The sequence below is a fragment of the Streptomyces luteoverticillatus genome (assembly GCF_003970715.1).
GTDB classification, from domain to species: Bacteria; Actinomycetota; Actinomycetes; order Streptomycetales; family Streptomycetaceae; genus Streptomyces; species Streptomyces abikoensis.
Genome location: NZ_CP034587.1, coordinates 5,654,311 through 5,681,284, shown reverse-complemented (window position 1 = coordinate 5,681,284; position 26,974 = coordinate 5,654,311). Strand labels below are relative to the sequence as shown.

Annotated in this window: 22 protein-coding genes and 1 pseudogene; 9 read left to right on the top strand and 14 right to left on the bottom strand. The window is 72.8% G+C overall.

Annotation, left to right across the window (positions count from 1 at the left end):
* Positions 1 to 35: 35 nt before the first annotated feature.
* The 6 genes and pseudogenes from EKH77_RS25350 to EKH77_RS25330 all read right to left on the bottom strand — a co-directional run bounded on the left by EKH77_RS25350 (position 36) and on the right by EKH77_RS25330 (position 6,982).
* A complete protein-coding gene (locus tag EKH77_RS25350) occupies positions 36 to 1,271 on the bottom strand; it encodes a diaminopimelate decarboxylase (RefSeq protein ID WP_126916609.1) in 1,236 nt (411 codons plus the stop codon).
* Between the two features lie 304 nt (positions 1,272 to 1,575).
* Positions 1,576 to 2,217: a phosphoribosylanthranilate isomerase gene (locus EKH77_RS25345; protein ID WP_240667521.1), complete on the bottom strand. Its 642-nt coding sequence runs from the start codon at positions 2,215 to 2,217 to the stop codon at positions 1,576 to 1,578.
* A gap of 121 nt (positions 2,218 to 2,338) precedes the next feature.
* A complete protein-coding gene (locus EKH77_RS25340; protein WP_164737857.1) occupies positions 2,339 to 3,142 on the bottom strand; it encodes an MgtC/SapB family protein in 804 nt (267 codons plus the stop codon).
* Between the two features lie 55 nt (positions 3,143 to 3,197).
* Complete coding sequence (gene mgtA / locus EKH77_RS33955) at positions 3,198 to 4,925, bottom strand: magnesium-translocating P-type ATPase (RefSeq protein ID WP_240667520.1); 1,728 nt, start codon at positions 4,923 to 4,925, stop codon at positions 3,198 to 3,200.
* Between the two features lie 71 nt (positions 4,926 to 4,996).
* Positions 4,997 to 5,947: pseudogene (locus EKH77_RS33950) on the bottom strand (cation-transporting P-type ATPase); the annotation flags it as partial.
* 582 nt (positions 5,948 to 6,529) lie between these two features.
* Entirely contained in the window at positions 6,530 to 6,982 is a 453-nt protein-coding gene (locus tag EKH77_RS25330) for a hypothetical protein (protein WP_126916607.1), read from the bottom strand.
* Positions 6,983 to 7,190: 208 nt separating this feature from the next.
* Here EKH77_RS25330 and EKH77_RS25325 point away from each other — a divergent pair, with 208 nt between their 5' ends.
* Positions 7,191 to 8,471: a transcriptional regulator gene (locus EKH77_RS25325; protein WP_126916606.1), complete on the top strand. Its 1,281-nt coding sequence runs from the start codon at positions 7,191 to 7,193 to the stop codon at positions 8,469 to 8,471.
* Here the strand turns inward: EKH77_RS25325 and EKH77_RS25320 are convergent.
* Positions 8,452 to 9,114, bottom strand: a complete 663-nt coding sequence (locus EKH77_RS25320) for an HAD family hydrolase (protein WP_126918279.1) — start codon at positions 9,112 to 9,114, stop codon at positions 8,452 to 8,454. The genes EKH77_RS25325 and EKH77_RS25320 overlap by 20 nt on opposite strands.
* A gap of 208 nt (positions 9,115 to 9,322) precedes the next feature.
* Here EKH77_RS25320 and EKH77_RS25315 point away from each other — a divergent pair, with 208 nt between their 5' ends.
* Positions 9,323 to 10,042 (top strand): HAD family hydrolase, encoded by a 720-nt coding sequence (locus EKH77_RS25315; RefSeq protein ID WP_126916605.1) that lies wholly within the window; start codon positions 9,323 to 9,325, stop codon positions 10,040 to 10,042.
* On the opposite strand, the gene EKH77_RS25310 is transcribed toward EKH77_RS25315, so the two are convergent.
* Entirely contained in the window at positions 9,987 to 10,634 is a 648-nt protein-coding gene (locus EKH77_RS25310; RefSeq protein ID WP_126916604.1) for a hypothetical protein, read from the bottom strand. The two genes, EKH77_RS25315 and EKH77_RS25310, sit on opposite strands and share 56 nt — an antisense overlap.
* Before the next feature lie 407 nt (positions 10,635 to 11,041).
* Between EKH77_RS25310 and EKH77_RS25305 the strand changes: the two genes are divergently transcribed.
* On the top strand, positions 11,042 to 11,749 hold the full coding sequence (locus tag EKH77_RS25305; RefSeq protein WP_126916603.1) for a hypothetical protein: 708 nt from the start codon (positions 11,042 to 11,044) through the stop codon (positions 11,747 to 11,749).
* 25 nt (positions 11,750 to 11,774) lie between these two features.
* The gene (locus EKH77_RS25300; protein WP_126916602.1) at positions 11,775 to 12,338 is read left to right on the top strand and encodes a hypothetical protein; all 564 of its coding nucleotides are present in this window, start codon (positions 11,775 to 11,777) and stop codon (positions 12,336 to 12,338) included.
* A gap of 13 nt (positions 12,339 to 12,351) precedes the next feature.
* Here the strand turns inward: EKH77_RS25300 and EKH77_RS25295 are convergent, their stop codons facing one another.
* The 5 genes from EKH77_RS25295 to EKH77_RS25275 form a co-directional block, all read right to left on the bottom strand.
* Entirely contained in the window at positions 12,352 to 13,482 is a 1,131-nt protein-coding gene (locus EKH77_RS25295) for an XdhC family protein (protein WP_126916601.1), read from the bottom strand.
* Between the two features lie 11 nt (positions 13,483 to 13,493).
* Complete coding sequence (locus EKH77_RS25290; protein WP_126916600.1) at positions 13,494 to 14,954, bottom strand: NCS2 family permease; 1,461 nt, start codon at positions 14,952 to 14,954, stop codon at positions 13,494 to 13,496.
* Between the two features lie 73 nt (positions 14,955 to 15,027).
* Positions 15,028 to 17,448 carry a xanthine dehydrogenase family protein molybdopterin-binding subunit gene (locus tag EKH77_RS25285; RefSeq protein WP_126916599.1) on the bottom strand — a complete coding sequence of 807 codons (2,421 nt, stop codon included), beginning with the start codon at positions 17,446 to 17,448 and terminating at the stop codon, positions 15,028 to 15,030.
* Between the two features lie 4 nt (positions 17,449 to 17,452).
* Complete coding sequence (locus tag EKH77_RS25280; RefSeq protein ID WP_126916598.1) at positions 17,453 to 17,932, bottom strand: (2Fe-2S)-binding protein; 480 nt, start codon at positions 17,930 to 17,932, stop codon at positions 17,453 to 17,455.
* Positions 17,923 to 18,810, bottom strand: coding sequence for an FAD binding domain-containing protein (locus EKH77_RS25275; protein ID WP_126916597.1), 888 nt, complete (start codon positions 18,808 to 18,810; stop codon positions 17,923 to 17,925). Before EKH77_RS25275 ends, EKH77_RS25280 begins: the two co-directional genes overlap by 10 nt.
* 228 nt (positions 18,811 to 19,038) lie before the next feature.
* On the opposite strand from EKH77_RS25275, the gene EKH77_RS25270 reads away from it, so the two are divergent.
* Both EKH77_RS25270 and EKH77_RS25265 read left to right on the top strand, forming a co-directional pair.
* On the top strand, positions 19,039 to 20,721 hold the full coding sequence (locus EKH77_RS25270) for a PucR family transcriptional regulator (protein WP_126916596.1): 1,683 nt from the start codon (positions 19,039 to 19,041) through the stop codon (positions 20,719 to 20,721).
* Positions 20,722 to 20,918: 197 nt separating this feature from the next.
* Positions 20,919 to 21,731, top strand: a complete 813-nt coding sequence (locus tag EKH77_RS25265) for a hypothetical protein (RefSeq protein ID WP_397612247.1) — start codon at positions 20,919 to 20,921, stop codon at positions 21,729 to 21,731.
* On the opposite strand, the gene EKH77_RS25260 is transcribed toward EKH77_RS25265, so the two are convergent.
* Entirely contained in the window at positions 21,732 to 23,315 is a 1,584-nt protein-coding gene (locus EKH77_RS25260) for an IucA/IucC family protein (RefSeq protein ID WP_126916595.1), read from the bottom strand. It abuts the gene before it with no gap.
* Positions 23,316 to 23,357: 42 nt separating this feature from the next.
* Between EKH77_RS25260 and EKH77_RS25255 the strand changes: the two genes are divergently transcribed.
* The 3 genes from EKH77_RS25255 to EKH77_RS25245 all read left to right on the top strand — a co-directional run bounded on the left by EKH77_RS25255 (position 23,358) and on the right by EKH77_RS25245 (position 26,953).
* Positions 23,358 to 24,872 (top strand): IucA/IucC family protein, encoded by a 1,515-nt coding sequence (locus EKH77_RS25255; RefSeq protein WP_126916594.1) that lies wholly within the window; start codon positions 23,358 to 23,360, stop codon positions 24,870 to 24,872.
* 90 nt (positions 24,873 to 24,962) lie between these two features.
* A complete protein-coding gene (locus EKH77_RS25250; protein WP_126916593.1) occupies positions 24,963 to 26,459 on the top strand; it encodes a DNA-3-methyladenine glycosylase 2 family protein in 1,497 nt (498 codons plus the stop codon).
* Between the two features lie 2 nt (positions 26,460 to 26,461).
* Positions 26,462 to 26,953: a methylated-DNA--[protein]-cysteine S-methyltransferase gene (locus EKH77_RS25245; RefSeq protein WP_126916592.1), complete on the top strand. Its 492-nt coding sequence runs from the start codon at positions 26,462 to 26,464 to the stop codon at positions 26,951 to 26,953.
* The last annotated feature ends 21 nt before the right edge of the window (positions 26,954 to 26,974 follow it).

Below are 26,974 nucleotides of genomic sequence, written 5' to 3'. Positions count from 1 at the left end.
CACTCCTCGGATCACTCCTCGCGGGAACGCGCGCGTTAGAGCTTCACTGCCTGCTTCTCGTCGAGCAGGTGGCGCCATTTGTCGAGGTCGCCACCGCGGGCGGTGATCAGGTGCGGCGTTCCGGCGGTGTCCACGAGGACTTCCGCCGCCGGCGGGATGTTGAGGAATTCCATGTGCTGCGTGGCGCAGTAGGCGCCGACGTCGAGGATCAGCATGTGGCTGCGGCCGTCGACGCCCTCGGGCACGAAGTACTCGCCCGGCAGGATGTAGTCGTGGCGCAGGATGCTGCGGCCGCGCAGCGCCGCGTTCACGCCGCCGGTGGCGTCCCCGGCGGGGATCTCCTTCATGTCCGCGTCGAGGAAGACCACGTTGTGGCGCCGGTCGCGGAGCTGGGCCGAGGGCATCAGCATGCGGGAGCCGTCGGTGACGACGAGGCTGCCGACGGAGTTGGTGAGGACGTTGCGCTCGACGCTGAGCAGGAGGGCTCCGGTGTCGGCCAGTACGTCCCGGGCCGGTTCGAAGAGGAACTTCACATGCTCCGGGATGCCCATCCGGTCGGCGCTCGCCCGCAGCGCCTTGAAGTACTGGCCCCAGTCGAAGTGCTTCTCCGTCTCGTCCCACTTCTCGTAGACGAAGCCGTGGCCGCCCGCGAAGTTGATGGAGTGGGCCTTGGGGAAGTGGGTCAGGAAGATGGTGAACATCGTCTCGATGATGCCGACCATGTCGTCCAGGGAGTTGCCGCTGCCGCAGTAGACCTCGAGGCAGTCGAGGTCGCGCCCGTGCCGTTCCAGCAGGTCGGCCAGGTTCTTCAGCTCGCTGAGCTTGATGCCGGGCTTCCCGGACTCGAGGCTGTCGATCCGGACACTGATCGAGGGGGCGTCGTTGCGCAGCGAGTGGGAGACCTCGTCCAGGCTGGAGAGGAAGGTGGGGTAGCCCGCCCGGTCCCAGAAGCTGATCTCGTCGTCGGAGACGTGGCCGGGGGAGACGATGAACTTGTCGAAGCCGAACTTCGTGAGGAGCTGGTACTCGCTCGGGAGCTGGAGCAGGATGCCCACGCCCAGGTCCTGGAAGGGGCGCAGGACGTGGGGGTTGGAGTTGGGGAAGAAGGGGACGTAGAGCTCGACGCGGGAGCCGATACCGGCCGCCTCCGCGGCGCTCTGTACGCGTCCTATGTTCTTGACGATCTGTGCTTCGCTGTAGAGGAAGACCGGTGTCCCCACTTGTTCGGCGATCGGTCGGAGATCGACCTCGCCGAGCCAGGTACCGGTCAATTTACAGTCGCTCTGACAGTCGTTCGCGGACATACAGCCGCCTCACTCTCGTGATACCGAAGTTCCTGACCGACGCTCTTGCCGTACACGGACGTGCGAAGTGCAAGGTGGTGCGAGGTTCTCGGGTGCTGGAGATGGTGAGCTTCCGGTTCGCGGACAGGCCGGAACCGCGCGGCGCGTCGAGTGCGCCGCGATCCGATGGAGGGTTGTCAGGGGAATATTCCAGGACAGGTGTTCGCACACCGCGCTGGCGTTCGAAGTCTACACGGGCAGGCCGGAGTTGACCCTGTGCCGACGGCCGGAATCATTCCACCGAGCGGGCGGCCCGGAGGAACTCCCTGATCAGACGCGGGTCCTTCACTCCGCGCCGGGCCTCCACGCCACTGGAGACGTCCACGCCCCAGGGGCGCGTGGTGCGGACGGCGTCCGCCACGTTCCCGGGGTGCAGCCCGCCGGCGAGGATCCAGCGGCCCGCCGGCGGGGTGAAGCTCCCGGCGGACCAGTCCCACGGCTCGCCCGACCCGGGGGCCGGGGCGTCGAGCAGGAGGAGATCCTCCCCCAGCTCGCCGAGGGCCGGCGGCTCACCGTGGCAGGAGGTGGCGCGGATCAGGGTCCAGCCGTCGGGCCGCAGCTCCGCGTAGTGCGCGGGCCCCTCGTCGCCGTGGAGCTGTACGGCCCGGACGCCCGCGGCCCGGGCCAGCGCGCGGACCTCGGCCACGGGCTGGCCGCGGAAGACGCCGACGGTCAGCACGTGCCCGGGCACCCGCTCGGCGAGCGGGCGGGCGAGGGCGGGGTCCACCGTGCGCGGGCCGCCCGGCGCGAAGACGAAGCCGATGGCGTCGGCCCCGGCCTCGACGGCCGCGTCCACGTCCTCGGCCGTGCGCAGCCCGCAGATCTTGACGAACAGCGGCGCACGCGACGCCTCCGACGCGCTCGAACCGTTCACGCCAGTCACCACGCCAGTCACGCTGAAACACTCCCATCGCCGGACCACCGCGAACGTACAGCACCGCGTGCCCGGTGCACAGGGCCGGACGCCCCCTTGCCCGGGCGCCCCGTCGACGACCTCACCGCCCGGTGAAGAGGTTCCGCACCCGGCGCCTGGTCCGGCGCCCGGCCGGGTAGTCGTCGTCATCACCGTTGTCGTCGTCGTCCGGGCCGTGCAGCACGGTCCAGCTGACGGCGGAGACGGCGGGCTCCAGCGAGAGCCTGCTGACGGCCTCCTCCAGCAGGCTGTCGTCCCGGCGCTCGGTGCTCAGCTCCGCCGCGACCGTCACCTTCCCGGCCGTCTCCGCGTCCCGGCTGTGCACCGAGCGCAGCGTGAAGCCGGGCCGGGCCACGGCCTGGACGACGAGCGTGCGGACGTGCGCCTCCTCGGGCTCGGTGCAGACCACCTCGAAGTGGTAGTCCGTGACCACCTCGGCCCCGCCGGTGGCCCCCCGGTCCAGACCCCGGGCGAGCGGGCGCAGCAGGGTGTTGGCTCCCACCACCCCGACCGTGCCGAGGGCGGCGATGACGTACAGCCCGGTGCCGGCGAGGGCGCCGACGGCGGCCGAACACCAAAGCGTGGCGGCGGTGTTGAGGCCGCGCACGCTCAGGCCGTCGCGCATGATGACGCCCGCGCCGAGGAAGCCGATGCCGGAGACGATCTGGGCGGCGACGCGCGAGCCGTCGTAGCCGGTGGTGCTGGTGGCGCTGCTGAAGCCGTAGGTGGAGAGGAGGACGAAGAGGGCGGATCCGGCGGCGACGAGCGCGTTGGTGCGCAGCCCCGCCATTCTGGCCCGCCACTGCCGCTCCAGCCCGATGATCGCACCGAAGCCCAGTCCGGCCCCGATGTTGGCCGCGAGCTGCCACTCGTGAACGATGGCCATGATCCGCCTCTCCTTGTCCTCGTTCCCCGTCGTGTATCGATCTCTTATCGGCCGGTCACAGCCAGGTGTTGAACCGGCGGATGTACCAGCTCTTCACCCCCTGGGTCAGCAGGCAGTAGGCGAGCAAGGTGCCGGCCAGCCAAGGGAAGTACGTCAGGGGGAGCGCCTGCATCCCCAGCACCCCGGCGAGCGGGGAGAACGGCACCCACATGCCGAACGCCATGACCAGCGCGGTCATCGCCAGCACGGGCGCGGTGGCCCGCGACTGCAGGAAGGGAACCTTCCGGGTACGCAGCATATGGACGACCAGGGTCTGCGTCAGCAGGCCCTCGACGAACCAGCCGGACTGGAAGAGCGCCTGGTGGGCCTCGCTGTTCGCCCCGAAGACGTGCCACATCAGCAGGTAGGTGGTGATGTCGAAGACGGAGCTGGTGGGCCCGAGCACGAGCATGAAACGACCGATGCCCCGGGCGTCCCAGGCGCGCGGCTCGCGCAGGTAGTCCTTGTCCATCCGGTCCCAGGGCGTGGCCAGCTGCGAGATGTCGTAGGCGAGGTTCTGCACGAGCAGCTGCATGGCCAGCATCGGCTGGAAGGGGATGAAGGCGGAGGCGACGAGGACGGAGAAGACGTTCCCGAAGTTCGAGGAGGCCGTCATCTTGATGTACTTGATGGTGTTGCCGAAGGTCTGCCGGCCCTGGACGACGCCCCGCTCCAGGACCATGAGGTCCTTCTCCAGCAGGATGATGTCGGCGGACTCCTTGGCGATGTCGACGGCCGTGTCGACGGAGATGCCGACGTCGGCGTCGCGCAGCGCGGCGGCGTCGTTGATGCCGTCGCCGAGGAAGCCGACGGTGTGCCCCTCGGCCTGGAGGGCGCGGACGATCCGGGCCTTCTGCACGGGGTTCGCCTTGGCGAAGACCGTGGTCGCGGCGGCGAGGACGCGCAGCTCGGCGTCGTCCAGCTCGTCGACCTCCGCGCCGGTGACGACGCGGCCGACGTCGATGCCGACGTCCGCGCAGACCCGGGCGGCGACCAGCTCGTTGTCGCCGGTGACGACCTTGACGGCGACGCCGTTGTCGGCGAGCGCCTGCAGGGCGCGGGCGGCGTCCTTCTTCGGCGGGTCGAGGAAGGCGAGGAAGCCGATGAGGGTGAGCCCGGCCTCGTCGGCGACGGTGTACGTCTCGCTCTCGGCGGGCATCGTGCGGGTGGCGACGGCGAGGACGCGCAGGCCGAGCCGGTTGTTGGCCTCGGCGGTGAGGGTCGCCTCACGGCGCAGCGTGTCGGTGAGCGGGACGCGGGCGCCGCGGTCGGTGATGTGGGTGCAGAGGGCGAGGACTTCCTCGACGGCGCCCTTGGTGACGAGAACGTGTTCACCAACCGCATGCGCGTCTGCGGACCCGTTGAGCTCGTTGCGCGCCAGCACGACCGACATCCGCCGGCGGGCGAAGTCGAAGGGGATCTCGTCGACCATCGTGAAGCGTGCGTCGACGACAACCTCCTCGGCCTCGAGCACGCGGTCGATGACGGCCTGGTCCAGCAGATTGCGCAGCCCGGTCTGGAAGTGGCTGTTGAGGTAGGCGTACTCCAGGACCTCGCTGTCCTCGCCGCCCCGGACGTCGAGGTAGCGGTCGAGGACGATGCGGTCCTCGGTGAGGGTGCCGGTCTTGTCCGTGCAGAGGACGTCCATGGCGCCGAGGTTCTGGATGGCGTTGAGGCGCTTGACGACGACCTTGTGGCGGGACATGGTGACCGCGCCGCGCGCCAGGTTGGTGGTGACGACCATCGGCAGCATCTCGGGGTGAGGCCGACGGCCACGGCGACGGCGAAGGTGAAGGCCTCGGCCCAGTCGCCCTTGGTGAACCCGTTGATCACGAAGACGAGCGGGACCATGACCAGCATGAAGCGGATCAGCAGGTAGCTGACCTTCTTCACGCCCGTGTCGAAGCTCGTCTCGGGCCGCTCGCCGACGAGGGAGCCGGCCATCGAGCCGAAGTAGGTGCCCGAGCCGGTGGCCACGACGACGCCGGTGGCGGTTCCGGAGGTGACGGAGGTGCCCATGAGGGCGAGGTTGTCGGCCTCGACGGGGTTGGTGGTCGTGGACTGCCCGTAGTCGTGGACGCGCGTGTCCGCCTTGGGCGCGGGCAGCGACTCGCCGGAGAGCGCGGCCTGGCTGATCATGAGGTCCTTGGCCGTGAGCAGCCGCAGGTCGGCGGGGACGAGGTCGCCGGCGGCGAGCCGGACGACGTCGCCCTTGACGACCTGGTCCATGGGGATCTCGACGGTCGCGGGCGCGGCGTCCCGGCCGGCCCGGCGCTGGACGGCCGTGGTGGTGGTGACCAGGGCGCGGAGCGCGGTGGCGGCGGCGGAGGACCGGTACTCCTGCCAGAACCGCAGCAGGCCGCTGATCAGCACCATCGCGCCGAGGATGGGGATCTTGGGGTCGAAGGGCTCCTCGTCGGCGACCTGCAGCCACTGGACGTACATGATCACGACAAGGGCGGTCAGGATCAGGATGAACGGGTTCCAGAAGGCCCTGGCCAGCTGTGCGTACCAGCGGGGCCCGCGGTCGTGGGCGACGACGTTGGCGCCGTCGCGCTCCAGCCGCTCCCCGGCCTCGTCCTGCCGCAGCCCCTGCGGGGTGGCGCGGACGTCCTGGAGCACCTGCGACCCGGGCAGGGCGCTGTACCGGGCGAGCCGCTCGGCGACGGCCCGGGTCCCGGCCTCGAGCTCGGCGGCCTTCCGCTCCCGGCGGGCACGGCCGCCCGGCGGAGCGAGCTTCTGGGGGGTGAGGGTGGTGTTGGTCATGGCGGAACCTCTCTCCGGGCATGACGGCATGGCGGCGCGGCGACATGGCGGCATGGCCGGAGAGCGGCATGGCGGCATGGCGCGGGGACGTGCCGTCGCACGGAAAAGTGGACGTGAAGGTATGAGGACCCGACGCGCGGAGGGCAGCGGAAATCACCCGTGTCCGCGGGTTCAGGCGAAGAAAAAGGCCGACAAGGGCCGATGGAGAAGGGGAATCACACGCGACAGCGAACAGACCGTGAACGGTCTGCGACCGACGGGGCGAACGGCCTACGTGTCAGCGGAAATACGGCGTCAACGGGCCGCGCGCGGGAGAGGTGCGCTGTGGCGAGGACTTCCCTCGGGACTCCGACTGGTCATCCCGATCACCTCCTCGCTCGTACGGACAGCGCGGGTGCCGCCGGCGCGTCCGCCTTGGCGGACCGGAACGGCACCTTCGGCACCCAGCATGCCACAGGTGTATCCGGTGTCGACCATGTGCGAGCAATGAGCACGCAAAGCGCCCCGGGGCGGCGACGCGCGGCGCGACGGCGCATGCTCGCGCCGCCGTCCGCCCCGCCACACGCCCGGCGGCGCGCGCCGTCAGCCCCTCACCGGCGCGGCGGCCAGCTCGCGCAGGGCGTCGAGATCGCAGAGATCCGCCTCACCGGCCGGCGGCGCGAGCAGCCAGTACGTACCGGGCGGCTCGACGCGATGTGTCGGGGGTACGCCGAGGTAGCCGCCCGTGCCGCAGCAGACGAGCCGGGGCTCGTCCCCTGCGGCGGACGTGCCGGGCGGCACGAGTGCGTAGTACCAGCGGCGGTGGGCATCGGCGATCACGGCCCGCAGCACGCCGACCTGTCGGAACACCCCCTCGACCACCGCCCTCCCCTCGCCGCCCGCCCGGGCGTGCACGAACCTCGCGGGCAGGCGGACGGCTTCGACGTGGACGCCCATCCGGATGATCGCGGGTTCCCCCCGCGCCCACGCCTCGCGCGCTTCGCGCGGGTGGGTCTCGCGGGACACGAGCCATTGGGCGGCGGTTGGGTGCATCATTCGGCTCCAAGCTGCTCGGTGGGACGGCCGGAACGACCGGCCGCGCCAAGCCTCGCGCTCGCCAAAGGACGATTCGAGGACTTCGACAGGCCGCCCAAAGGGCCTGCACAGGACCTTCGTTACCCATATCGGGTGAACATCCCGGCTACCCCGACGTACCGTTGGCCGACAGCCACCATGTTCCTTGGGGGTTCCATGGGAGGGCATCATGTCGCGGACGACAGGCAACATCCGCCTCAAAGCAGCGCGCCTCGCCGCCGGTTACACATCACAGCAGCAGCTCGCCGAGGCCATCACACGTGCGGCACCCGAGCTGGGGCTCCGCGGAGTGACGACGGGCGTCCGGCAGATCCGTCGTTGGGAATCGTCCGCGCCGCCATGGCCCCACCCCGACATCGGTCGGGTCCTGACCCATCTCTTCGGCCAAAGCCTTGAGGAGCTGGGCTTCACGCCGCCGTGGGGTCCGGGCGGCGGCGATCAGCGTGACGCGATGCGTCGTGCTTCCAGTGCGGCGGGCACGGTGGCGGCCGTGGGGCTCGCCACGATTCCCACGCGGGCAGCCGCCTCGCCGCAACCGGCCACAGCCGGACACGACTTCAGTAGCGTCACCCGGGCCCACCGACGTCTCTACTGGAGCGTCGCCCCCGCGACGCTCCACCCCGCCGTACTGGCGCATGCCCGACTCGGCTGCGCTCTGCTGCCGGACACGAGCGCGGCTTGCCGCCGTGTTCTCGCGGCATCGCTGGCCGAGTCGTTCCTGCTCGCGGGACGCATCGAGTTCTTCGACCTGAGGCAGCCGGAGCAGGCGAGTGAGACGCTCCTCCGCGCGCTGCAAGCGGCGGGTGAAGCGGACGACTCGCTCATGGGCAGCGCCGTTCTCGCGCACACCGCGTTCATCCCGGGCTGGGACGGGAAAAGGGACGAAGCCGTCGAGCGCATGGTCGCGGCGCGTGCGTACGCCCGCCGCAGCGACACTTCGGCGGAGTTCCTCGCCTGGCTCGACGCGGTCGAGGCCGAGTGCGAGGCCCGATGCGGAAACGCTCACATCGCCCTGCGTCTCATCTCGCGCGGAGAAGACGCCATGACAGCGGGCTCCGAGGCGCCCTCCCCACCGTGGTTCGACTGGTTCGACGCGACGAGGCTCGCCGCCTTCAAGGGGAACACCCAGCTCAAGGCCGGGCACCTGCCGCAGGCCCGAGAGACGCTGCTGCGCGTGCTCGACGATTTGCCCACGGCGTCCGACAAGCAGCGCACGGTCGTCCTGGGCGACCTGGCCGCCGTGGAAGTGGCCGCCGGCCACCCCGAGGACGCGTGCGCGTACGCGATCCGTGCCCTCGATCAACTGGCGGCCACGTGGTACGCCACAGGCATGGAACGCGTCCGTGACGTACGGCGCTCGCTCACGCGGTGGCAGCACGAACCCTGCGTCCGCGAGCTGGACGATCGGTTGTACGGCTGGGGAACGACCGTCAGCGCTCTCCAGCGTTGAACTTGCCGATCTCCTCGACCAGCTCCCGGAGGCTGTCGATGCGGAACGTCGGCAGCGTCGCCGCTTCCGGGTCGCCCTGCTGGATCGTGCCCCACGGTCCGCGACGGATCAGCGCCGTCCTCATTCCGGCCGTCACTGCGGGCCGGATGTCGTTGTCGAGGCGGTCTCCGACGTACAACGTCTCGTGCTTCGCGAAGGGGACAACCTCGGCGACACGCTCGAAAAACGTCGGGTCGGGCTTGCTCGCGCCCCAGTCGTCGGAGGTGCCGATGAGATCGACGTCCGCCGCGAACAACTCCCGGAGCAGGCCACCCGCTCGCACCGTCTGGTTGCCCGCGATGGCCAGCCACAGCCCGGCATCCCGCAGCTCGCGAAGCGCGGGCCGCACGTCCTGGTAGAGGTCCGGCTCCCCGAACCACTCCGGCCGACCGGCAGCCGCGCGCTTTTCACGTTCCTCGTACAGATCGAAGCCGGGGCGGAAGACCTGGAACGTCTGCCTGTAGTCCTGCCCACGGGCGATCACCGCACCGAACACCGCGGCGAACGTGTGGCGCGGCACACCGAGCCAGTCGGCCCACGTCCCGTACTCGCGGGTCTCGTCCACGAGGCACTCACCGACGTCGAAGACAACAGCTCTGATCATGCCGCGCATGGTAGTCCCACGACCAGGCGGTCGAGCCGGACGCCCAAGCGGCCGGAATCGCCGTGGACGCCGGATCCAGGCGGGCACGTCGCGAACGGGCCACGCTGCGGCGGGCTATGGCGCCTTGGGGCGAGGCGCCGGTTTACGATGCCATGGTGCTCGAACTGCGGTGAAAGACCATGGCTCGGCGGCGCTAGGAGCGGCGGAAATGGCGACCCGGCTCGTCCTCTGGGACATCGACCACACGCTCGTGGACACCCGCGGCTTCGGGTGGGCCCTGTTCGCCGAGGCGTTTCATCAGGTGACCGGAGTGGCGCTGGAGCGGCAGCCCCGCATCGGCGGCATGACCGAGCCGGTCATCTTCCGGGAGACCGCCAGGCTGCACGGACTGTCCACCACCCGCGAGGAGTTCGACGCGTTCGCGCCCGTGCTCGCCGAACTCCACCTCCGGCACGCCGCCGAACTCCGCGAGCGCGGCCACGCGCTGCCTGGTGCCGCGTCGGTGCTCGCCGCGCTCGGCCGGGTGCCCGGGGTCAGGCAGACCGTGCTGACCGGGAACATCCGGGCCACGGCCCACGTCAAGGTCGCGGCGTACGGTCTCGACCGTCACCTCGACCTCGGCATCGGGGCCTACGGCGAGGAGTCGGAGGACCGGGCCGAACTGGTGACGCTGGCCCTCGACCGGGCGGGCTGTCCCGCCTCGGAGGCGGTGCTCGTCGGGGACACCCCGGGCGACGTACGGGCCGGGCTGGCCGGTGGGGTGCGGGTGGTGGCCGTGGCCACCGGGCGGTGCGGTCGGGAGGAGCTGCGGTCCGCCGGCGCCGAGGTCGTCGTGCCGGATCTCTCCGCCCACGAGGACATCGTTCAGCTGATCATGGATGGGCACCGCGACGGGCGGGCCGGCGCAGTCCGACAACGCTCACGATGACACCCGGCACCGCCAGCACGGCCGCGAGGATCACGTCCACCACGCCCAGCCTGCCCACCAGCGACGTGTCCACGATCACGACGAACGGCGCTGTCAGTAGCAGCCAGGCACCGCCCAAGAAGGCCAGGGTTCGGCGGCGGGAAGCGATCAACGCGCATATCGCCGCCCCCGCTAGGAGCCACACGCCCGCCAGGCGCCACAGCAGTGAACTCCCGGCGGACGGGAGGAAGTCGGTGCTGTGTCCCCGGACCGTCACCCGGGTCACCGCGCCGTGCCACACGCGGACGTCGGCCGGAGTGCCCCGCCGCGCGGCGTCGTACGTGCTGCCGTTCACCGTCAGCCAGACGGTGTCACTCCCGTAGCGGACTCGGAGTCGTCGCTCCTCGGGCGGGCAGCCGTCGCCGGGGCAGCCTCTGGTGCCCATGTCGACGACCTCGCCCTTCACCTGCTCTAAGCAATCGGCTCCGGCCGGGTGGCCGGCGGGGCACTGGGACGCCCGTTCGTACGCCGCCCGGTCCCGGTACGCGTCTTCCAGCCACGACGGGGCGTGGACGAGGCCGAGGACGGCCACCGTCAGAACCACCACTCGCACGCATCCCACGGCCCACCTGGGCATCCCCGGTCCCTCCCCCGTACAACCGATCACGCGACGCGCTCAGCGTAGGAGAACATCTCCGGCCACCCGTGGTCAGATTCCGGCCACAGTCGATCGCCCATCACTCCGCGCCACAACCATGGCCATAAATCGCCGTTACATGCGGCCTTCGCCCGCCCCTCCCCCGCGCCTCCACACCCCACCCGCATCCGGAGGCCGTGACCCCAACGGCGGACCGGCGCGCGAATCCCCCGGTGAGCGCCCCGCTTCGCGCCGCGCGCCACCGCCGTTGCCGGAGCGACTGGTTCGGGCCCGTGCGGCTGGCCAGGGTCGCTGTCGGCTCGTAACGTCGCCTGCGCTCCGGAGCACGTCCTGTGGCAGCTCCGCACGAGGGGGAAAACGAGATGCAACCACTCCGAAGTGCCGTCGCGTCCGCCGTGGTGATGACCGCCTGCGCGATAGCCCTGGCACCCACCGCCGCACAGGCGGACGAAGGACCGGCCGCCAAGGGCGACATGTCCTTCTCCGTCATCGACGCGAAGTCCGCCATCCCACGGACCGGTACATTCCAGCTGCGCGACCTGGCGCGGTACGGGGTCGAGCAGAAGGCCGTGAACCGGCTGGCCGAGGGCCGGACGTCCGGGGCGGCGGACTCCGCCGAGAAGGCCGCACCCGCCGCGCCCGCCGCGCCCGCCGCGCCCGACCCCGCCTACAGCATCGTGGGCGAGTGGAAGGACAAGGACGGCTGGGACACCACGATGCGCCAGGGCAAGTGGCCCGGCGGCGACTACGGCTTCGGCCTGACGAAGGTGGACCAGAAGCACAACCTCAGCCTGGCCGCCGTCAAGGCCACCACCAAGTACCCGCGTCCCACGGGCGGGAAGAAGCAGCAGGGCGGGACGAGCTACATCTACGTCACCGACGTGCTGCACGTGAAGTGCAGCGGCTGGTGGATCTTCCGCACGTGCCGTGTCGTGGAGGTGAAGGCCGTCGACGCCGTGGTGAACTTCCGCGTGTTGCGGGACAACAAGCCGTTCGGCGTGGTCACCGCCTACTGTGAGAACACGCCGGGCCGGTGCCCCGACTGGGTGCGGCAGGCGATCAACATCTGACCCTGGAGATCGAGAGGGGTACGGCATGGGCGCCCGACCGGTACGACCGTCCCGCCGCTGGCCGGGGGCGGAGTGGTGGGCGCCCCTGCTCGCCGGTCTCGCCGCGATCCAGCGGGCCGCTGCGGCCTCCGGGCCGTTGCTGGCCGCCGTCGAGCTGACCGGCGAGGCCCCCACCGTCACCGCCGTGTGGCCGGACGGGAGCCGTACAACGGTCAGCCCGGACTCCGAGGCGGGCCCGGAGGCCCTCCGTGAGCCGCTGGCCGTGTCCGGGACGGACCCGGGCTACCGCGTTCCCCGCGAGAGCGACCCGTTTCCGCTCAAGTATGCCTGGCTGCTGGAGGAGTTGAGCGGCGCGAGCGACGCCTGGTTCGCGTTCACCGAGGAGCCGGTCCGTCTGCTGTCCGTACGTGCCGACGAGGCCGCCGGCGAGATCACCGTCGGCGTCGGGCGCCCCGGCCGGGGGGACGAGCTCAGCGTCGTCTTCCGGCTCGGGGACTGCGAGGACGTCATCGGCATCCCCTACGCCATCGCCGCGCAGGCGGCCGGTGCCGGACCGGTGCGCGTGGTGCCGCTCCGGATGCCCACCTGACGGGAGACCCTCGCTACCGAGCCCCCACCGGCTCGACCACCCCCTCGTGGTGGATCGGAACGGATCCTCCCGCCAGCGGAATCCCCGATCCCCCGCGTCGCAGCGCGATGATTTCCGCTGCTATGGAGAGCGCCGTCTCCTCCGGCGTCCGCGCCCCGAGGTCGAGCCCGATCGGCGAGCGCAACCGGCCCAGCTCCCGCTCCGACAGCCCCGCCTCCCTCAGCCGCCCCAGCCGCGCCTCGTGCGTACGCCGCGAACCCATCGCGCCCACATAGGCGACCGGCAGCCGCAACGCCCGCTCCAGCAGCGGCACGTCGAACTTCGCGTCGTGCGTCAGGACGCACACGACCGTACGGGCGTCGACCGCCACCCCGTCCAGATACCGGTGCGGCCAGTCGACCACGACCTCGTCCGCCTCCGGAAAGCGCTTCGCCGTCGCGAAGACGGGCCGCGCGTCGCACACGGTCACGTGGTAGCCGAGGAACTTGCCCGCCCGCACCAGCGCCGCCGCGAAGTCGATCGCGCCGAAGACCAGCATCCGCGGCGGCGGCACGCTGCACTCGACCAGGAGCCGTACCGGCTCCCCGCAGCGCGAGCCGTCCGCTCCGACGTCGACCGGGGCGGTACGGCCCGTGTCCAGCAGGGCCAGCGCCTCCCGGGCCGCCGTCGCGTCGAGCGCGGGGCCGCCGCCCAGGCCGCCCTCGACCGTGCCGTCCGGTCGTACGAGCAGGGCGCGGCCCGGCGTGCCTGGCGGGCCCGTCACCACGCGGGCCAGGGCGAGCGCCTCGCCGCGCGCGGCGGTGGCCAGCGCCGAGGCCAGCACCGGACGGTGGCGACGTACCGGGGTCACCAGCACGTCGATCTCCCCTCCGCACATCAGGCCGACGGCGAAGGCGTCCTCGTCCGAGTAGCCGAACCGTTCCAGCAGCGGCTCCCCCGTGCGCAGCGCCTCGCGGCACAGCTCGTACACCGCGCCCTCCACGCACCCTCCGGAGACCGAGCCGACGGCCGTGCCCCCGACGTCGACGGCGAGGGCCGCACCCGGTGGGCGAGGCGCGCTGCCCCGGACGGCCACGACCGTCGCGACCGCGAAGTCGCGGCCCTCCGCGCACCACTGGTGCAACTCGCCCGCGATGTCCAACACGGCAGACCCCCCTACCTCACGCCGAGCCACTGCTCGATCGGGTGCAGGGCGAAGTAGCCCGCGAAGACCAGGGTCAGCACCCACATGAAGAGGCCCGGCTCGCGCCAGCGGCCCTGCCCGGCCTTGATGACTGTGTGGGCGATGACGCCGCCGCCGACGCCCACGGTGATGGAGTACGTGAACGGCATGAGCGCCACCGTCAGGAAGACCGGGATGGCGACCGCCCGGTCCGTCCAGTCGATATGGCGGGCGTGGCTCATCATCATCGCGCCGATGACGACGAGCGCCGCCGCGGCGATCTCGCCGGGGACGATCCTCGTCAGGGGCGTGAAGAACAGGCACGCCGTGAAGAACAGCCCGGTGACGACGGACGACAGGCCCGTGCGGGCGCCCTCGCCCACGCCCGTCGCCGACTCGACGAAGACCGTCTGGCCCGAGGCCCCGGCAACCCCGCCGATCGCGCCGCCGGCGCCGTCGACGAGCAGGGCCCGGCTCAGGCCGGGCATCCGGCCGTGCTCGTCGGCGAGTCCGGCCTCGGTGCCCACGCCGATGATCGTGGCCATGGCGTCGAAGAACCCGGCCAGCACCAGCGTGAAGACGATCATTCCCACGGTGACCCCGCCGACCTTCTCCCAGCCGCCGAACTCGACCTGGCCGAAGAGTGAGAAGTCGGGCATGGAGACGGCGCCGCCGGTGAGTTCCGGGGCGCCGTTCTGCCAGGTGCGGGGGTCGAGGCCGAAGGCCGCGTTCACGACGACGGCGAGCACGGTGCCGGCGACGATGCCGATGAGGATCGCGCCGGGCACGTCGCGCGCCTGGAGCATGAAGATCAGCAGCAGGGTGACGCAGAAGAGCAGCACCGGCCAGCCGGCCAGCTCGCCCGCCGGGCCGAGGGTGACCGGTCCCCCGGCCTTCGCGGCGTGCACGAAACCGGCCTTGACCAGGCCGATCAGGGCGATGAACATGCCGATGCCCATGGTGATGGCGTGCTTGAGCTCGAGCGGGATGGCGTTCATGACGCGTTCGCGCAGCCCGGTGAGGACGAGCAGCATGATGACGACGCCGTAGATCACGCACATGCCCATGGCCTGCGGCCAGGTCAGCTGGGGCGCGACCTGGGTGGAGAGCACCCCGGAGACGCCGAGGCCGGCCGCGAGTGCCAGCGGAACCCTGCCGATCAGTCCCATCAGCAGGGTGGACAGCGCCGCCGCGAAGGCCGTCGCCGTGATCAGACCCGTCCGGGCGAGGGTGTGCCGCCCGGCGTCGGGGCCGGAGAGGATGAGGGGGTTGAGGAGGAGGATGTAGCTCATCGCCATGAACGTGGTGACGCCGCCGCGCACTTCGCGGGCGAGCGTCGAGCCCCGTTCGGAGATGTGGAAGTAGCGGTCGAGCCAGGACCGTCCGGAGGGCGGACGCGAGCCCGCGCCCGCGTCCTCCGCCGTGGTCCCGGGCCGCACGGGTGCATGGGTCATGGTGCCTGCTCCAGGTGTCCGGTGGGGGCTGCGTGACCCGGGGGACGGCCCGAGACGATGGGAAAAGAGAGGGCTACGTGCCGGTCAGGTGTTCCGGGCGGACCGGGACGCGGGTCAGGGCCAGGCCCGTGGCCTGCCGGATCGCCGCCACGACGGCCGGCGTCGAGGAGAGGGTGGGGGCCTCCCCCACTCCGCGCAGGCCGTACGGGGCGTGGTCGTCGGCGAGTTCGAGGACGTCGACCGGGATGGCCGGGGTGTCGAGGATGGTGGGGATGAGGTAGTCGGTGAAGGAGGGGTTGCGGACCTTCGCGGTCACCGGGTCGACGACGATCTCTTCCATGACCGCGAGGCCCAGCCCCTGCGTCGTACCGCCCTGGATCTGGCCGGTGACGGACAGCGGGTTGAGGGCCTTGCCGACGTCCTGGGCGCAGGCCAGCTCCACGACCTTGACCAGGCCCAGCTCGGTGTCGACCTCCACGACCGCCCGGTGGGCGGCGAAGGAGTACTGGACGTGCCCGAAGCCCTGCCCGGTGCGCCGGTCGAAGGGCCGGGTGGGGCGGTGCCGCCATTCGTCCTCGGCCTCGACGGCTTCGCCCTCCAGGACGTCCACGAGCGTGGCGAGGACCTCGCCGCCGTCGGTGACCACCTTGCCGTCCTCCAGCAGGAGTTCGGCGGTGGCCCACGCCGGGTGGTAGGTGCCGAAGCGGGCCCGGGCCAGCTCCAGGACCTTCTCCCGCACCAGCTCGCAGACGTGCTTGACCGCGCCGCCGGTGACGTACGTCTGCCGGGAGGCGGAGGTGGAGCCGGCGGAGCCGACCCGGGTGTCGGCGGGGTGGATCGTCACCCGGGCGACGCCGAGTTCGGTACGAGCGATCTGGGCGTGGACGGTGACCCCGCCCTGGCCCACCTCGGCCATCGCGGTGTGCACGGTGGCCACGGCCTCGCCGCCCACCGCCTCCAGCCGCACGCGGGCGGTGGAGTAGTCGTCGAAGCCCTCGGAGAAGCCGACGTTCTTGATGCCGACCGCGTAGCCGACGCCCCGGACGACCGATTCGCCGTGGGTCGTGTTCGACAGGCCGCCCGGCAGCGCCCGGACGTCCGCCGCGCCGCCCGCAGACTCCCACTGGCGGGCCGGCGGCAGCGGCATCGCCTTGACGCGCCGCAGCAGTTCGGCGACGGGCGCGGGCGAGTCGACGACCTGCCCGGTCGGCATCACCGCGCCCTGCGACATGGCGTTGCGGCGACGGAACTCGACGGGGTCCATGCCCAGCGCCGCCGCGAGCTTGTCCATCTGCGCCTCGTAGGCGAAGCACGCCTGCACCGCGCCGAAGCCGCGCATCGCCCCGCAGGGCGGGTTGTTGGTGTAGAGGGCGATCGCCTCGACGTCGACGTGGTCGACGACGTACGGGCCCACGGCGAGTGAGGCGGCGTTGCCGACGACGGCCGGGGAGGACGAGGCGTAGGCACCGCCGTCCAGCACGATGCGGGCCGTCACATAGAGGAGGTCGCCGTCGCGGGTCGCCCCGTGCTCGTAGCGGAGCTTCGCGGGGTGGCGGTGGACGTGGCCGAAGAAGGACTCGAAGCGGTTGTAGACCATCTTCACGGGCCGGCCGGTGCGCAGCGCGAGGAGGCAGGCGTGGGCTTGCATGGACAGGTCCTCGCGGCCGCCGAAGGCGCCGCCGACGCCGGAGAGCGTCATGCGGATCTTCTCCTCGGGCAGGCCGAGGACGGGGGCGATCTGGCGGAGGTCGGCGTGGAGCCACTGGGTGGCGATGTAGAGGTCGACGCCGCCGTCCTCGGCGGGGACGGCGAGCCCGGATTCGGGGCCGAGGAACGCCTGGTCCTGCATGCCGACTTCGTACTCGCCGGTGACGACGACGTCGGCGCGGTCCTTCACGGCGGCCACGTCGCCGCGCACGACGGGCTGGCGGTGGACGATGTTGGGGTGCGGGACGTGGGGGGCGATGGGGGTACCCCCTGGACCGGAGCTTGTCGGAGGTCCTTGGGGGACGTCGGTGCGGCCGGGGTGGAGGACGGGGGCGTCGGGGGCGGTGGCGCTCGCCTCGTCGGTGACGACGGGCAGGGTCTCGTAGTCGACGCGGATCTTCGCGGCCGCGCGGCGGGCGGTCTCCGGGTGGTCGGCGGCGACGAGCGCGACGGGCTCGCCGTGGTGGCGGACGACGCCGTCGGCGAGGACGGGGGTGTCCTCGATCTCCAGCCCGTAGCGGGTGGCGGCGGGCAGGTCGGCGTGGGTGAGGACGGCGTGGACGCCCGGGGTGGCGAGGGCCTCGGCGACGTCGAGGGAGCGGATGCGGGCGTGGGCGTGCGGGCTGCGCAGCGTCACGCCCCAGAGCATGTCCTCGTGCCACAGGTCGGAGGCGTAGGCGAACTCGCCGGTGACCTTGAGGGTGCCGTCGGGACGGAGGGTGGACTCGCCGATGCCGCCCTTGGTGCCGCTGGCCTGGGTGAGTCCGGTGGGGGTGAGGTCGCGCATCGGGTCAGTCCGCCTCTCCGGTGCGGGCCGCCGCGAGGCGGACGGCGTCGAGGATCTTCTCGTATCCGGTGCAGCGGCAGAGATTGCCGGAGAGGGCTTCGCGGATGTCGGCGTCTGAGGGGTCGGGCCGCTGCCTGAGCAGGTCGTCGGCGGCGACGAGGAGGCCGGGGGTGCAGAAGCCGCACTGGACGGCGCCGGAGTCGACGAACGCCTGCTGGACGAGGGAGAGTTCGCCGGTGGTCCGGTCGGCGAGGCCCTCGACGGTCTCGATCTCCCGGCCCTCGGCCTGGCCCGCCGCGACGAGGCACGCGCACACGGGGACGCCGTCGAGACGTACCGTGCAGGAGCCGCATTCGCCTTGTTCGCAGGCGTTCTTGGAGCCCGCCAGGCCGAGCCGTTCGCGCAGCACGTACAGCAGGGACTCGCCCTCCCAGACGTCGTCGGCCCGCTGGGTGCGGCCGTTGACGGTGAACGTCACGCGCATCGCGCTTCCCCCTCCCTCGTGGTGTACGCGTCCCACACCCAGCCGAGGGTGCGGCGGGCCATGACGCCGACCGCGTGGCGGCGGTAGCGGGCACTGCCGCGCACGTCGTCGATCGGGTTGCAGGCGCCCGAGCACAGCTCGGCGAACTGCCGTACGGCGGACGGGGCGATGGGGCGCCCCGACTCCCAGAGGCCGTCCTCCTCCAGGACGGAGGCGAGGAAGTCCTCGGCGGCCCGGGCGCGCACCGGGGTGGGCGCCGCCGAGCCGATGCCGGTGCGGACCGTGCGGCTGTCGGGGTGGAGGGCGATACCGAGGGCGCAGACGGCGATGACCATGGCGTTGCGCGTGCCGACCTTGGAGAACTGCTGCGGCCCGGTGGCCTTGCGGACGCGGACGGCGCGGATGAGCTCGTCGGGGGCGAGGGCGTTGCGTTTGACGCCGGTGTAGAACTCCTCGACCGGTATCAGCCGGGTGCCGCGCACCGACTCCGCCTCCACCACGGCTCCCGCCGCGAGCAGCGGGGGGTGGCTGTCGCCGGCCGGGGAGGCGGCGCCGAGGTTGCCGCCGACGCTGCCCCGGTTGCGGATCTGCGGGGAGCCGACGGTGTGGGCGGCGAGGGCGAGGCCGGGCAGCGGCGCGCGGAGCTCGTCGAGGATCCGGGCGTAGGGGACGGCGGCGCCGAGGCGGATGTCGGGGCCGTCCTCGTCCCACTCGTGGAGTTCACCTATCCGGGTGAGGTCCAGGAGGTGGGCCGGACGGCGGTGGTCGAAGTTGATCTCGACCATCACGTCCGTGCCGCCCGCGATGGGCACGGCCGTGGGGTGCGCGGCCTTGGCGGCCAGCGCTTCCTCCCAGGCGGCGGGGCGCAGGAAGTCCATGGGGGGTCTCTTCTCGAGAGTTTTTCGAGCGGCTTCATGTCCTGGCGATGGCTGTTCACGCGGCGCACCGCCAGTACAGCGACGCGTGACCGGGCCGGTGCAGTCACCGAAACCATGAAGCTGGTTGGCTGGCCAGGCCCCATGTCTTGTAGATTCGAACGAAAGACGGGATGCAGAAACCTCACTGCATTCCACGGGTTACCTGAGGACAGATCGGCGGCGACGAGGATGCGGCTGCGCGCACTGCTGGAGACGGACGCGCTGGGCCTTCGGCTGCTCGGCGGCGAGGACGAGCTGGACCGCACCGTGCGCGGCGTGATGACCACGGACCTCCGCGACCCCAGCCGCTACCTGTCGGGCGGTGAGCTGGTGCTCACCGGCCTGGCCTGGCGGCGCGAGCCGGAGGACTCCGAGCGGTTCGTCCGGATCCTCACGGCCGCCGGAGTGGCCGGGCTGGCGGCGGGCGAGGCGGAGATCGCCTCGACCCCCGACGACCTGATCGCGGCCTGCGCCCGGCACCGGATGCCGCTGTTCTCCGTGGACGAGACGGTCTCCTTCGCCTCGATCACCGAGCACGTCGTCCGGCAGGTCTCCAGCGAGCGCGCAGGCGACCTCGCGGCCGTCGTGGACCGCCACCGGCGGCTGATGACGGGCGGCCCGGCGGGCGGCGGCCCCGAGGTCGTCCTCGACCTGCTCGGCACCGACCTGGACCTGCGCGCCTGGGTGCTCTCCCCCACCGGCCGCCGGATCGCCGGCTCCGCGCCGGCGGAGGCGGGCCCCGGCCTGTCCCCCGAGACGGGCGCCGTCCTCGCGGGCGAGCACCTGGCCGCCTCGCGCACCGGCCGGCGCGGCCCGCACCGGGTGACCACCGGCGGCAGCACGTACTCCCTGTTCCCCGTGGGCAACACCGCCCGCGCGGCGTCGGCGGCCGACGTGCGCGAGACCGTCCTGTCGGACTGGCTGCTGGCCGTCGAGGCCGACGCGGGCGACTGGCCCGCGGAGCGCCTGGACCTCCTCCACGGCGTCACCCAGCTGATCGCCGTCGAGCGCGACCGCCGCGACGCGGCCCGCACGGTGCGCCGTCGGCTCGCGCAGGAGGTGCTGGAGCTGGTCCAGGCGGGCGCCGCGCCCGCCGAGATCGCGGCCCGGCTGCGGGTGGCGGCCCCCGTGCTGCTGCCCGGCCTGGGCACCGCCCCGCACTGGCAGGTCGTCGTGGCCCGGGTGGAGTGGGAGGGCGGCGACGTCCCCGGCGGCCCGGTGGCACAGGCCCTGCTGGAGGAGGTCCTGGTCGACCAGGACAGCGCCGGCCCCGAGCCCACCGACCGGATCGCCGTCGCCCACACGGGTGACGAGGCGGTCGCGCTGGTGCCGCTGCCCGGCGTGGTCACCGGGCCCGACGAGCCGCTGACCGGCGCGGGCCTCCACGCCGACGCGCTGCTCGCCGCCGTCCGCGAGCCGCTGGAGCGCGGGCTCGCCGACGACGGGCGCCTCACCTTCGGCGTCAGCGCCGCCGTCCACTCGGCGGAGGGACTGCGCGGCGCACTGGAGGAGGCCCGGCACGCCCGCCGCGTCGCCGCCGCGCGCCCGGGCCGGGTGTGCGCGGCCGGCCACCAGGAGCTGGCCTCGCACGTCCTGCTCCTGCCGTTCGTCCCGGACGACGTCCGCCGCGCCTTCACGGCCCGGCTGCTGGACCCCCTGCGCGACTACGACCGGCGCCACCGCGCCGAGCTCATCCCGACGCTGGAGGCATTCCTCGACTGCGACGGCTCCTGGACGCGCTGCGCGACGCGGCTGCATCTGCACGTGAACACGCTGCGGTACCGGGTGGGGCGCATCGAGCAGCTGACGGGGCGCGACCTGTCCCGGCTGGAGGACAAGCTGGACTTCTTCCTGGCGCTGCGCATGAGCTGAGGCCACCCCCCTCGCCGGGCCGCCCGGATGAGCGGACGCACGCTCATGAAGCCGATCATCTTGGGTAGCCTTCGGGCCGGGAGTTTGTGAATTGGTTCACACCTGACCCTTGGCCGCGCGTGGTTCGCCGTGCTGTGATCGAGGCAGGCTTCCAGCTCGACGGCGCGCTTGGGGAGGGCACTGTGGCGGACACCGCCATGCGGAATTCTGGGTTGTCGGAGCCACACGTCCCGGGGGAACACGTCCAGGGGAAACACGTCCCGGAGGAACACATCCCGGGGGACGACCCCCTCGAACGCGCCGTCTGGCGGCTGCGGTCGCGGGCCTGCTGGGACGACGCGGCAGCGCTGCTCGCACCCCGCGCCGCCACCGAACCGGGGGCCGCGCTGCGGCGGACGGCGGTGCTGATCGAACGGTGCCTGTTCACGGCGGAGGGCTGGGCCCCGGCGGAGGCCGCGCTCCGCGAGGCGGAGGCCCTCGCCACGGACGACGAGGAGCGCGGCGCGGCCGCCTGCGAACGCGGCCACCTCGCCTACGCGTCCACCCTGCTGGGCGTACGGGACCGGGCCGACGAGGCGCGGTCCGCGCTGGGCCGCGCGGCGGCCCTGCTGGCCCCGCACTCGCCGACCCGCCCGCTGCTGGACTTCCGGCGCGGCCTGATCGCCCAGCACCTGTCGGGCAACCCCTCCGACGCCACGGCCGTCTTCCAGCGCGCGCACGCGGGAGCCGCCGCCCACGGGCAGCATCTGCTGCTCTCCTTCACCTGGCGCCACGTGGCGGCGATGGCCGAGCACGACGGCGACCTCCCGGCGGCCCGGCACGGCTTCGCGGAGTCGCTGCGGATCCGCGAGGAGCTCGGCTACCTCGTCGGCATCGCCCCGGCCCTCGCGTCCCTCGCGGCGGTCGTGGCCGACCCGGAGGAGGCGGAACGGCTCCGGGAGGAGGCCCGCCGGCTGGTGCGGCTGCTGGGGGGCGTCCCGGGATGGCTCGCGGAGCGGCTCCGGCACTGATCACGGCGGCCCCTGCCCGTCGCCGCCGAACGGTAGGAGAGCCAGCGGGTTGGTGAGGGGGACGTAGGCGGGTTCGGTGCCGTCGGCGTCGATCCAGCGGGAGAGCAGGCTGGCCTTGCAGGGGACCGTCGGCGCGGCGAGCAGCGCCCCGGTCTCCGGGAGGCCGTGCTCCTTGTCGCACCGCTGGAACTCCCGTCGTGCCATGGGCCACAGGGCTCCGGCGGCCCGGGGGAAGCGGTGGGCGAGAACGTTCGCGATCTCGGTGAGGTTGTTGACGACGAGGCAGTACGCCACTCGCTCCCAGGCGGCCTCCCGGGACGTGGCGGGGATCGCCTTGGCGCCCTCGGTGTCGCGGAAGACGGCCTGGACGGGCATTCCGTCCGGGCCGACGGCGATCAGCGTGTTCTGCAGGTGGCACTCGACCGCGACGCCGTGCCGGGCGTAGGCCTCCAGCACGGGCGGAACGACGCGGTCCAGGTAGGCCGACCACCACGGCAGTGGGTCACTGAGGCCGTCGAGCGGGTCCCCGTCGAAACCCTCGGTGAGCGCCGCCGCCAGCACAGGGGTGGCGCCCGGGACCACATGACGGTCCAGGCCGTCGCGGACGATGACGGGGAACGTCTCCTCCAGACCGCGAACGGTGCGGTGCCCGCGCTCGCTCAGCCACGCCGCCGGGCCGTCCATCGCCCGGAACGCCGCGGTGACCAGCGGATCGATGCCACGCACATGGCGCAGCTCGTGCCGGCGGATCCGCCGGACGTCGTTGGTGATCTGCACTTCCAGGCTGAACTTCAGGAACAAGTCGCCGTCCGCTCCGGGCCGTTCGGGGCTCCCGGGAACGTGGACCGTGCGCACCGAGGCCGTGGCCCGGGCGTCCCAGGGCGTATGGCCGAGGTGGACGAGGCGGCCCTCGGCGAAGGCGGCGTGCACGGCGGGCAGGCGGTGGGTGAGGTCGAGCTGCCAGGGGTGGACGGGTAACAGCCGGTAGCCGGGCGGGGCCTGGCCCAGGGCGTCGAGGGCGCGGGTGTCGCCGCCGTCGAGCACCGCGTCCTGGCGCACGCCCAACAGGACGAGGGGAAAGCGGCCGTACGCCTCCGGCGCGTAGCGCAGCCAGGTGCCGGGCGGGCCGCCGCCGGTGCGGGCCTTGGGGGCCGGATGGTAGGGGTGGCCCATGACCAGGGCCTGTTCGGAGCGCAGCCACGGGCCGGCGGGCGGGGTGGCGCGGGCGCGGGCGGCGAGGAGGGCCTCGACGGCCTCGCGGCCGGCGGTCATCTCGGCGACCAGGGGGGCGTTGGAGCGTCCGGTGACCGCGCGCATCTCCTGGACGGTGAGGTCGACGAGGCCGGAGTGGCGCAGGGGGCGCCAGGTGCGGCCGTCCCAGAGCTCGGGTGCGGAGGGCCGGTGGCCGGTGCGGACGCTCAGCAGCCTGCCGGTGGCGCGCAGGCGGTGGACGGCCCGGCGGGCGACCGGTTCCCCGGCCGGTGAGGAGCCCGGTGAGAAGGCCGGCGAGGAGGCCTCCCTCAGCAGACAGTTGAGCAGGGGCACCATGGCCAGTGCGTCGGCTTCCGCGGCGAAGGCATTCATCGACCACCAGTATGTGTGTCGTGTGTTCGGCTGCGGTAGGACATGCGCGTGTGCGATACACCCGCCGAGCGGGAGCTTGCCGAGGAACTGGACCGCGTTCGCCCCGAGTCGGCGTCCGCCTACCTCGCCGCCCTGCCGGGGGCGCGGGCGGCGGTGCTGGCGCGGCTGTGGCGCGGGCTCGTCCATGAACCGCTGCCCTGGATCACGACGCGCGCCCCCACGAGCGACGGCCTCACGCTGCGGCTCGTCGACGGGCGGCGGCTGCACGGCCCGCCGTCGGATCCGTGGGCGACGGGGACGGCGGTCGCCGCTGTGGAGCTGGACGGCGTCCCGTACGGCCATCCGGCCCGGCTGATGACGGCGCTGGGCGTACCGGGCGGCGGGCGACTGGCCGCCGAGCTCGACCACAGCGTCGCGTCCATGGCCCTGTCCCGGACGGCCCGCCGTCCAGCCGTGGCGCCTTCGGTTCCCTTGGTTCCCTGGGAATGGGAGCAACGGTCGCCGGACGGCCATCCGTACCATCCCGGCTGCCGCTCCCGGCCCGGCTTCTCGGCGGCCGAGCAGCTGGCCTACGCGCCCGAGCACCGGCCCGTGGTCGGCCTGCGGCTCGCACCCGTGCCGGGAGCGACGGTACGGGGCCCGTGGCCATCGGAGTTACGGGACGGGACCGCCGTGCTGATCCCGGTGCACCCCTGGCAGGCCGAGCACGTCCTGAGCGGCCGGACGCTGCTGCCCGGGCCGCAGGCCCATCCGCTGCTGTCCCTGCGCACCCTCGCCCTCGACACGGGACTGCACGTCAAGACCGCGCTGAGCACCCGGCTCACCTCGGCGGTCCGCGACATCTCGGCCTACGGGGTGGACAACGCCCTGACCACCTCGGACGTCATCGAGCGCGTCGCGGACCGGCTGGACGGCCGGCTGCACATCGCGCGGACGCTGACGGCGGCGGGCGCGGGCACACCCGACCTGGCGGCGGTGCTGCGGGAGTCGCCGTACGGCTACGCCGGGGCGGGGGAACAGGTGATACCCGTGGCCGAGCTGCCCGGGTACTTCGCCTCCCACAGCCCTCACCAGCGGCAGACGCGGATCACCGCGTTCGCCCGCCTGGCCCTCGGCATCTGCCTGGACTTGCTCCACCTCGGCGTGTCACTCGAAGCCCACGGCCAGAACCTCCTCGCGGTCGTCGACGCGGACGGATGGCCCAGAAGGCTGGTTTACCGCGACCTCGCCGACATACGGATCAGCCCGGCCCGGCTGGCCCGGCACGGCTTCCCGGCTCCACCGCTGACCGGCCGTCTCCTCAACGACGACCCCACCGTTCTCCGCCGCAAGGTCCTCGGCTGCCTGCTCACGGGCGCGCTGGGCCCGCTGGCCGGGAACACCGCGGCCCTGGGCACCCTCCTCGAAGCCGCCACCCGCGACCTCCCCGAGAGCCCGGACCTAAGGGCACTGCAAACAGAGGAACTACCGGTGAAGGCCCTCACCCTGATGCGGCTGTCGCAGGAAGGCGATCAGTGGGCGCTGCTGCCCAACCCGATGACCGAGCGAAAGGACTGAACGCCTCCGGGCCCCGGCGGGGAAAACGGCCCCGAGGGCCGTGTCCGATTCCCGCCAGCCCGACGGCGCGCGCTCCCGCAGACTGGACTCATGGAACGCCCCACGGACCACTCCACCACCCTCGACGACGACACCCGCTATCTGGCCGTGACCAGCCGGGACGCGCGTTTCGACGGGGTGTTCTACCTCGGCGTCACCACCACCGGGATCTACTGCCGGCCGAGCTGCCCCGCCGTGACGCCGAAGCGGGCGAATGTCGGCTTCTATCCGTCGGCGGCGGCCGCCCAGCGCGCCGGGTTCCGGGCCTGTCGCCGGTGCCGGCCGGACGCCGCGCCCGGGTCGCCCGAGTGGAACGTCCGCGCCGACCTCGTCGGCCGGGCCATGCGGCTGATCGGCGACGGCGTCGTCGACCGCGAGGGCGTCACCGGGCTCGCCACGCGCCTCGGCTACAGCTCCCGCCAGGTGCACCGGCAACTCACCGAGGAGCTGGGCGCGGGCCCGGTCGCCCTCGCCCGGGCCCAGCGCGCCCATACCGCGCGGGTGCTGCTCCAGACCACCGACCTGCCGGTCACCGAGATCGCCTTCGCCGCCGGTTTCGCCAGCGTCCGTCAGTTCAACGACACCGTCCGCGCCGTCTACGCCCGCACCCCCAGCGAACTCCGCGCCCGCCCCGCCCAGCGGCACGGGACGGGCGCCGGCCCCGCAGGCGTCCCGCTGCGGCTCGCCCACCGGGGCCCGTACGCCGCACGCGAGGTCTTCGACTTCCTCCAGCGCCGCGCCATCACCGGCATCGAGGAGGTCCTCGCCACCCCCGCCTCCCGGATCTACCGCCGAACCCTGCGCCTCCCCTACGGCACCGGCATCGCCGAGATCCATGAGCCGGCCCCCGCAGGAGCCCGCCGGCACGGCGACTGGCTCGACTGCCGGCTGCACCTCACCGACCCCCGCGACACGGCCGCCGCCGTCCACCGCGTCCGGCGCCTGTTCGATCTCGACGCCGACCCCTTCGCCGTCGCCGAGCGGCTCGGCGCCGACCCCCGGCTGCGCCCGCTGGTGGAGGCCCGCCCCGGGCTCCGCTCCCCGGGCACCGCCGACGGCGACGAACTCGCCGTACGGGCCGTCCTCGGCCAGCAGATCTCCGTCCCGGCCGCCGCCCGCCTCGCGGGCACGCTCGTGGCCGCGTACGGGAAGCCGCTGGCCGCGCCGGACGGCGGGCTCACCCATCTCTTCCCCGACGCCGCCACCCTCGCCTCCGCCGACCTCGCCGAACTGGGCATGCCCGACACCCGCCGGCGGACCCTGCGCACCCTCGCGACCGCCCTCGCGGACGGCACGGTCCGCCTCGACGCGGGCGTGGACCGCGACGACACCGAGCGCGCCCTGCTCGGCCTGCCGGGCATCGGCCCCTGGACCGCCGGCTACATCCGCATGCGGGCCCTCGGCGACCCCGACGTCTTCCTCCCGGGCGACGCCGGAGTACGCCATGGGCTCGCCGCCCTCGACGCCACGGCCGGCGACGCCGACGCCTGGCGCCCCTGGCGCTCGTACGCCCTCCACCACCTGTGGAACGCACCGAAGGACTCCTGACCATGCTGTACACCCACATCGCCAGCCCCCTGGGCCCATTGCTGCTCACCGGTCTGCCCTCCGCCACGGCCCCCGGCGGCACCGCCCTGGCCTCCCTCACCGTGCCCGGACAGAAGAACGCCCCGGCCGTCGGCCCGGACTGGCACGCGGACCCCGCCGCGTTCGCGGAGGCCGAGCGCCAGCTCGGCGCGTACTTCGCGGGCGGGGTCAAGGAGTTCGAGCTCGAATTCGCCGCCGAGGGCACGGACTTCCGGCGCAGGGTGTGGGAGGCGCTCGGCTCCATCCCGTACGGGGCCACCACGACGTACGGCGAGCTCGCCGCCCGGATCGGGGCCCCGCGCGCGGCCGTCCGCGCGATCGGCGGCGCCGTCGGGGCCAATCCGCTGCTGATCCTCCGGCCGTGTCATCGGGTGATCGGGGCGGACGGGTCCCTGACGGGGTACGCGGGGGGACTGGACCGCAAGCGGCTGCTCCTGGAGCTCGAAGGAGCGTAGCCGCGTGTTCCGGCTGCCCGC

Bases quoted from the DNA above. Each gene is read 5' to 3' on its own strand.
- EKH77_RS25340 (WP_164737857.1), bottom strand. From the start codon at position 3,142: ATGGCCATCGTTCACGAGTGGCAGCTCGCGGCCAACATCGGGGCCGGA.
- mgtA (WP_240667520.1), bottom strand. From the start codon at position 4,925: ATGGTCGTCACCACCAACCTGGCGCGCGGCGCGGTCACCATGTCCCGC.
- EKH77_RS25330 (WP_126916607.1), bottom strand. From the start codon at position 6,982: ATGATGCACCCAACCGCCGCCCAATGGCTCGTGTCCCGCGAGACCCAC.
- EKH77_RS25325 (WP_126916606.1), top strand. From the start codon at position 7,191: ATGTCGCGGACGACAGGCAACATCCGCCTCAAAGCAGCGCGCCTCGCC.
- EKH77_RS25320 (WP_126918279.1), bottom strand. From the start codon at position 9,114: ATGATCAGAGCTGTTGTCTTCGACGTCGGTGAGTGCCTCGTGGACGAG.
- EKH77_RS25315 (WP_126916605.1), top strand. From the start codon at position 9,323: ATGGCGACCCGGCTCGTCCTCTGGGACATCGACCACACGCTCGTGGAC.
- EKH77_RS25305 (WP_126916603.1), top strand. From the start codon at position 11,042: ATGCAACCACTCCGAAGTGCCGTCGCGTCCGCCGTGGTGATGACCGCC.
- EKH77_RS25300 (WP_126916602.1), top strand. From the start codon at position 11,775: ATGGGCGCCCGACCGGTACGACCGTCCCGCCGCTGGCCGGGGGCGGAG.
- EKH77_RS25290 (WP_126916600.1), bottom strand. From the start codon at position 14,954: ATGACCCATGCACCCGTGCGGCCCGGGACCACGGCGGAGGACGCGGGC.
- EKH77_RS25285 (WP_126916599.1), bottom strand. From the start codon at position 17,448: ATGCGCGACCTCACCCCCACCGGACTCACCCAGGCCAGCGGCACCAAG.
- EKH77_RS25280 (WP_126916598.1), bottom strand. From the start codon at position 17,932: ATGCGCGTGACGTTCACCGTCAACGGCCGCACCCAGCGGGCCGACGAC.
- EKH77_RS25275 (WP_126916597.1), bottom strand. From the start codon at position 18,810: ATGGACTTCCTGCGCCCCGCCGCCTGGGAGGAAGCGCTGGCCGCCAAG.
- EKH77_RS25270 (WP_126916596.1), top strand. From the start codon at position 19,039: ATGCGGCTGCGCGCACTGCTGGAGACGGACGCGCTGGGCCTTCGGCTG.
- EKH77_RS25265 (WP_397612247.1), top strand. From the start codon at position 20,919: ATGCGGAATTCTGGGTTGTCGGAGCCACACGTCCCGGGGGAACACGTC.
- EKH77_RS25260 (WP_126916595.1), bottom strand. From the start codon at position 23,315: ATGAATGCCTTCGCCGCGGAAGCCGACGCACTGGCCATGGTGCCCCTG.
- EKH77_RS25255 (WP_126916594.1), top strand. From the start codon at position 23,358: ATGCGCGTGTGCGATACACCCGCCGAGCGGGAGCTTGCCGAGGAACTG.
- EKH77_RS25250 (WP_126916593.1), top strand. From the start codon at position 24,963: ATGGAACGCCCCACGGACCACTCCACCACCCTCGACGACGACACCCGC.
- EKH77_RS25245 (WP_126916592.1), top strand. From the start codon at position 26,462: ATGCTGTACACCCACATCGCCAGCCCCCTGGGCCCATTGCTGCTCACC.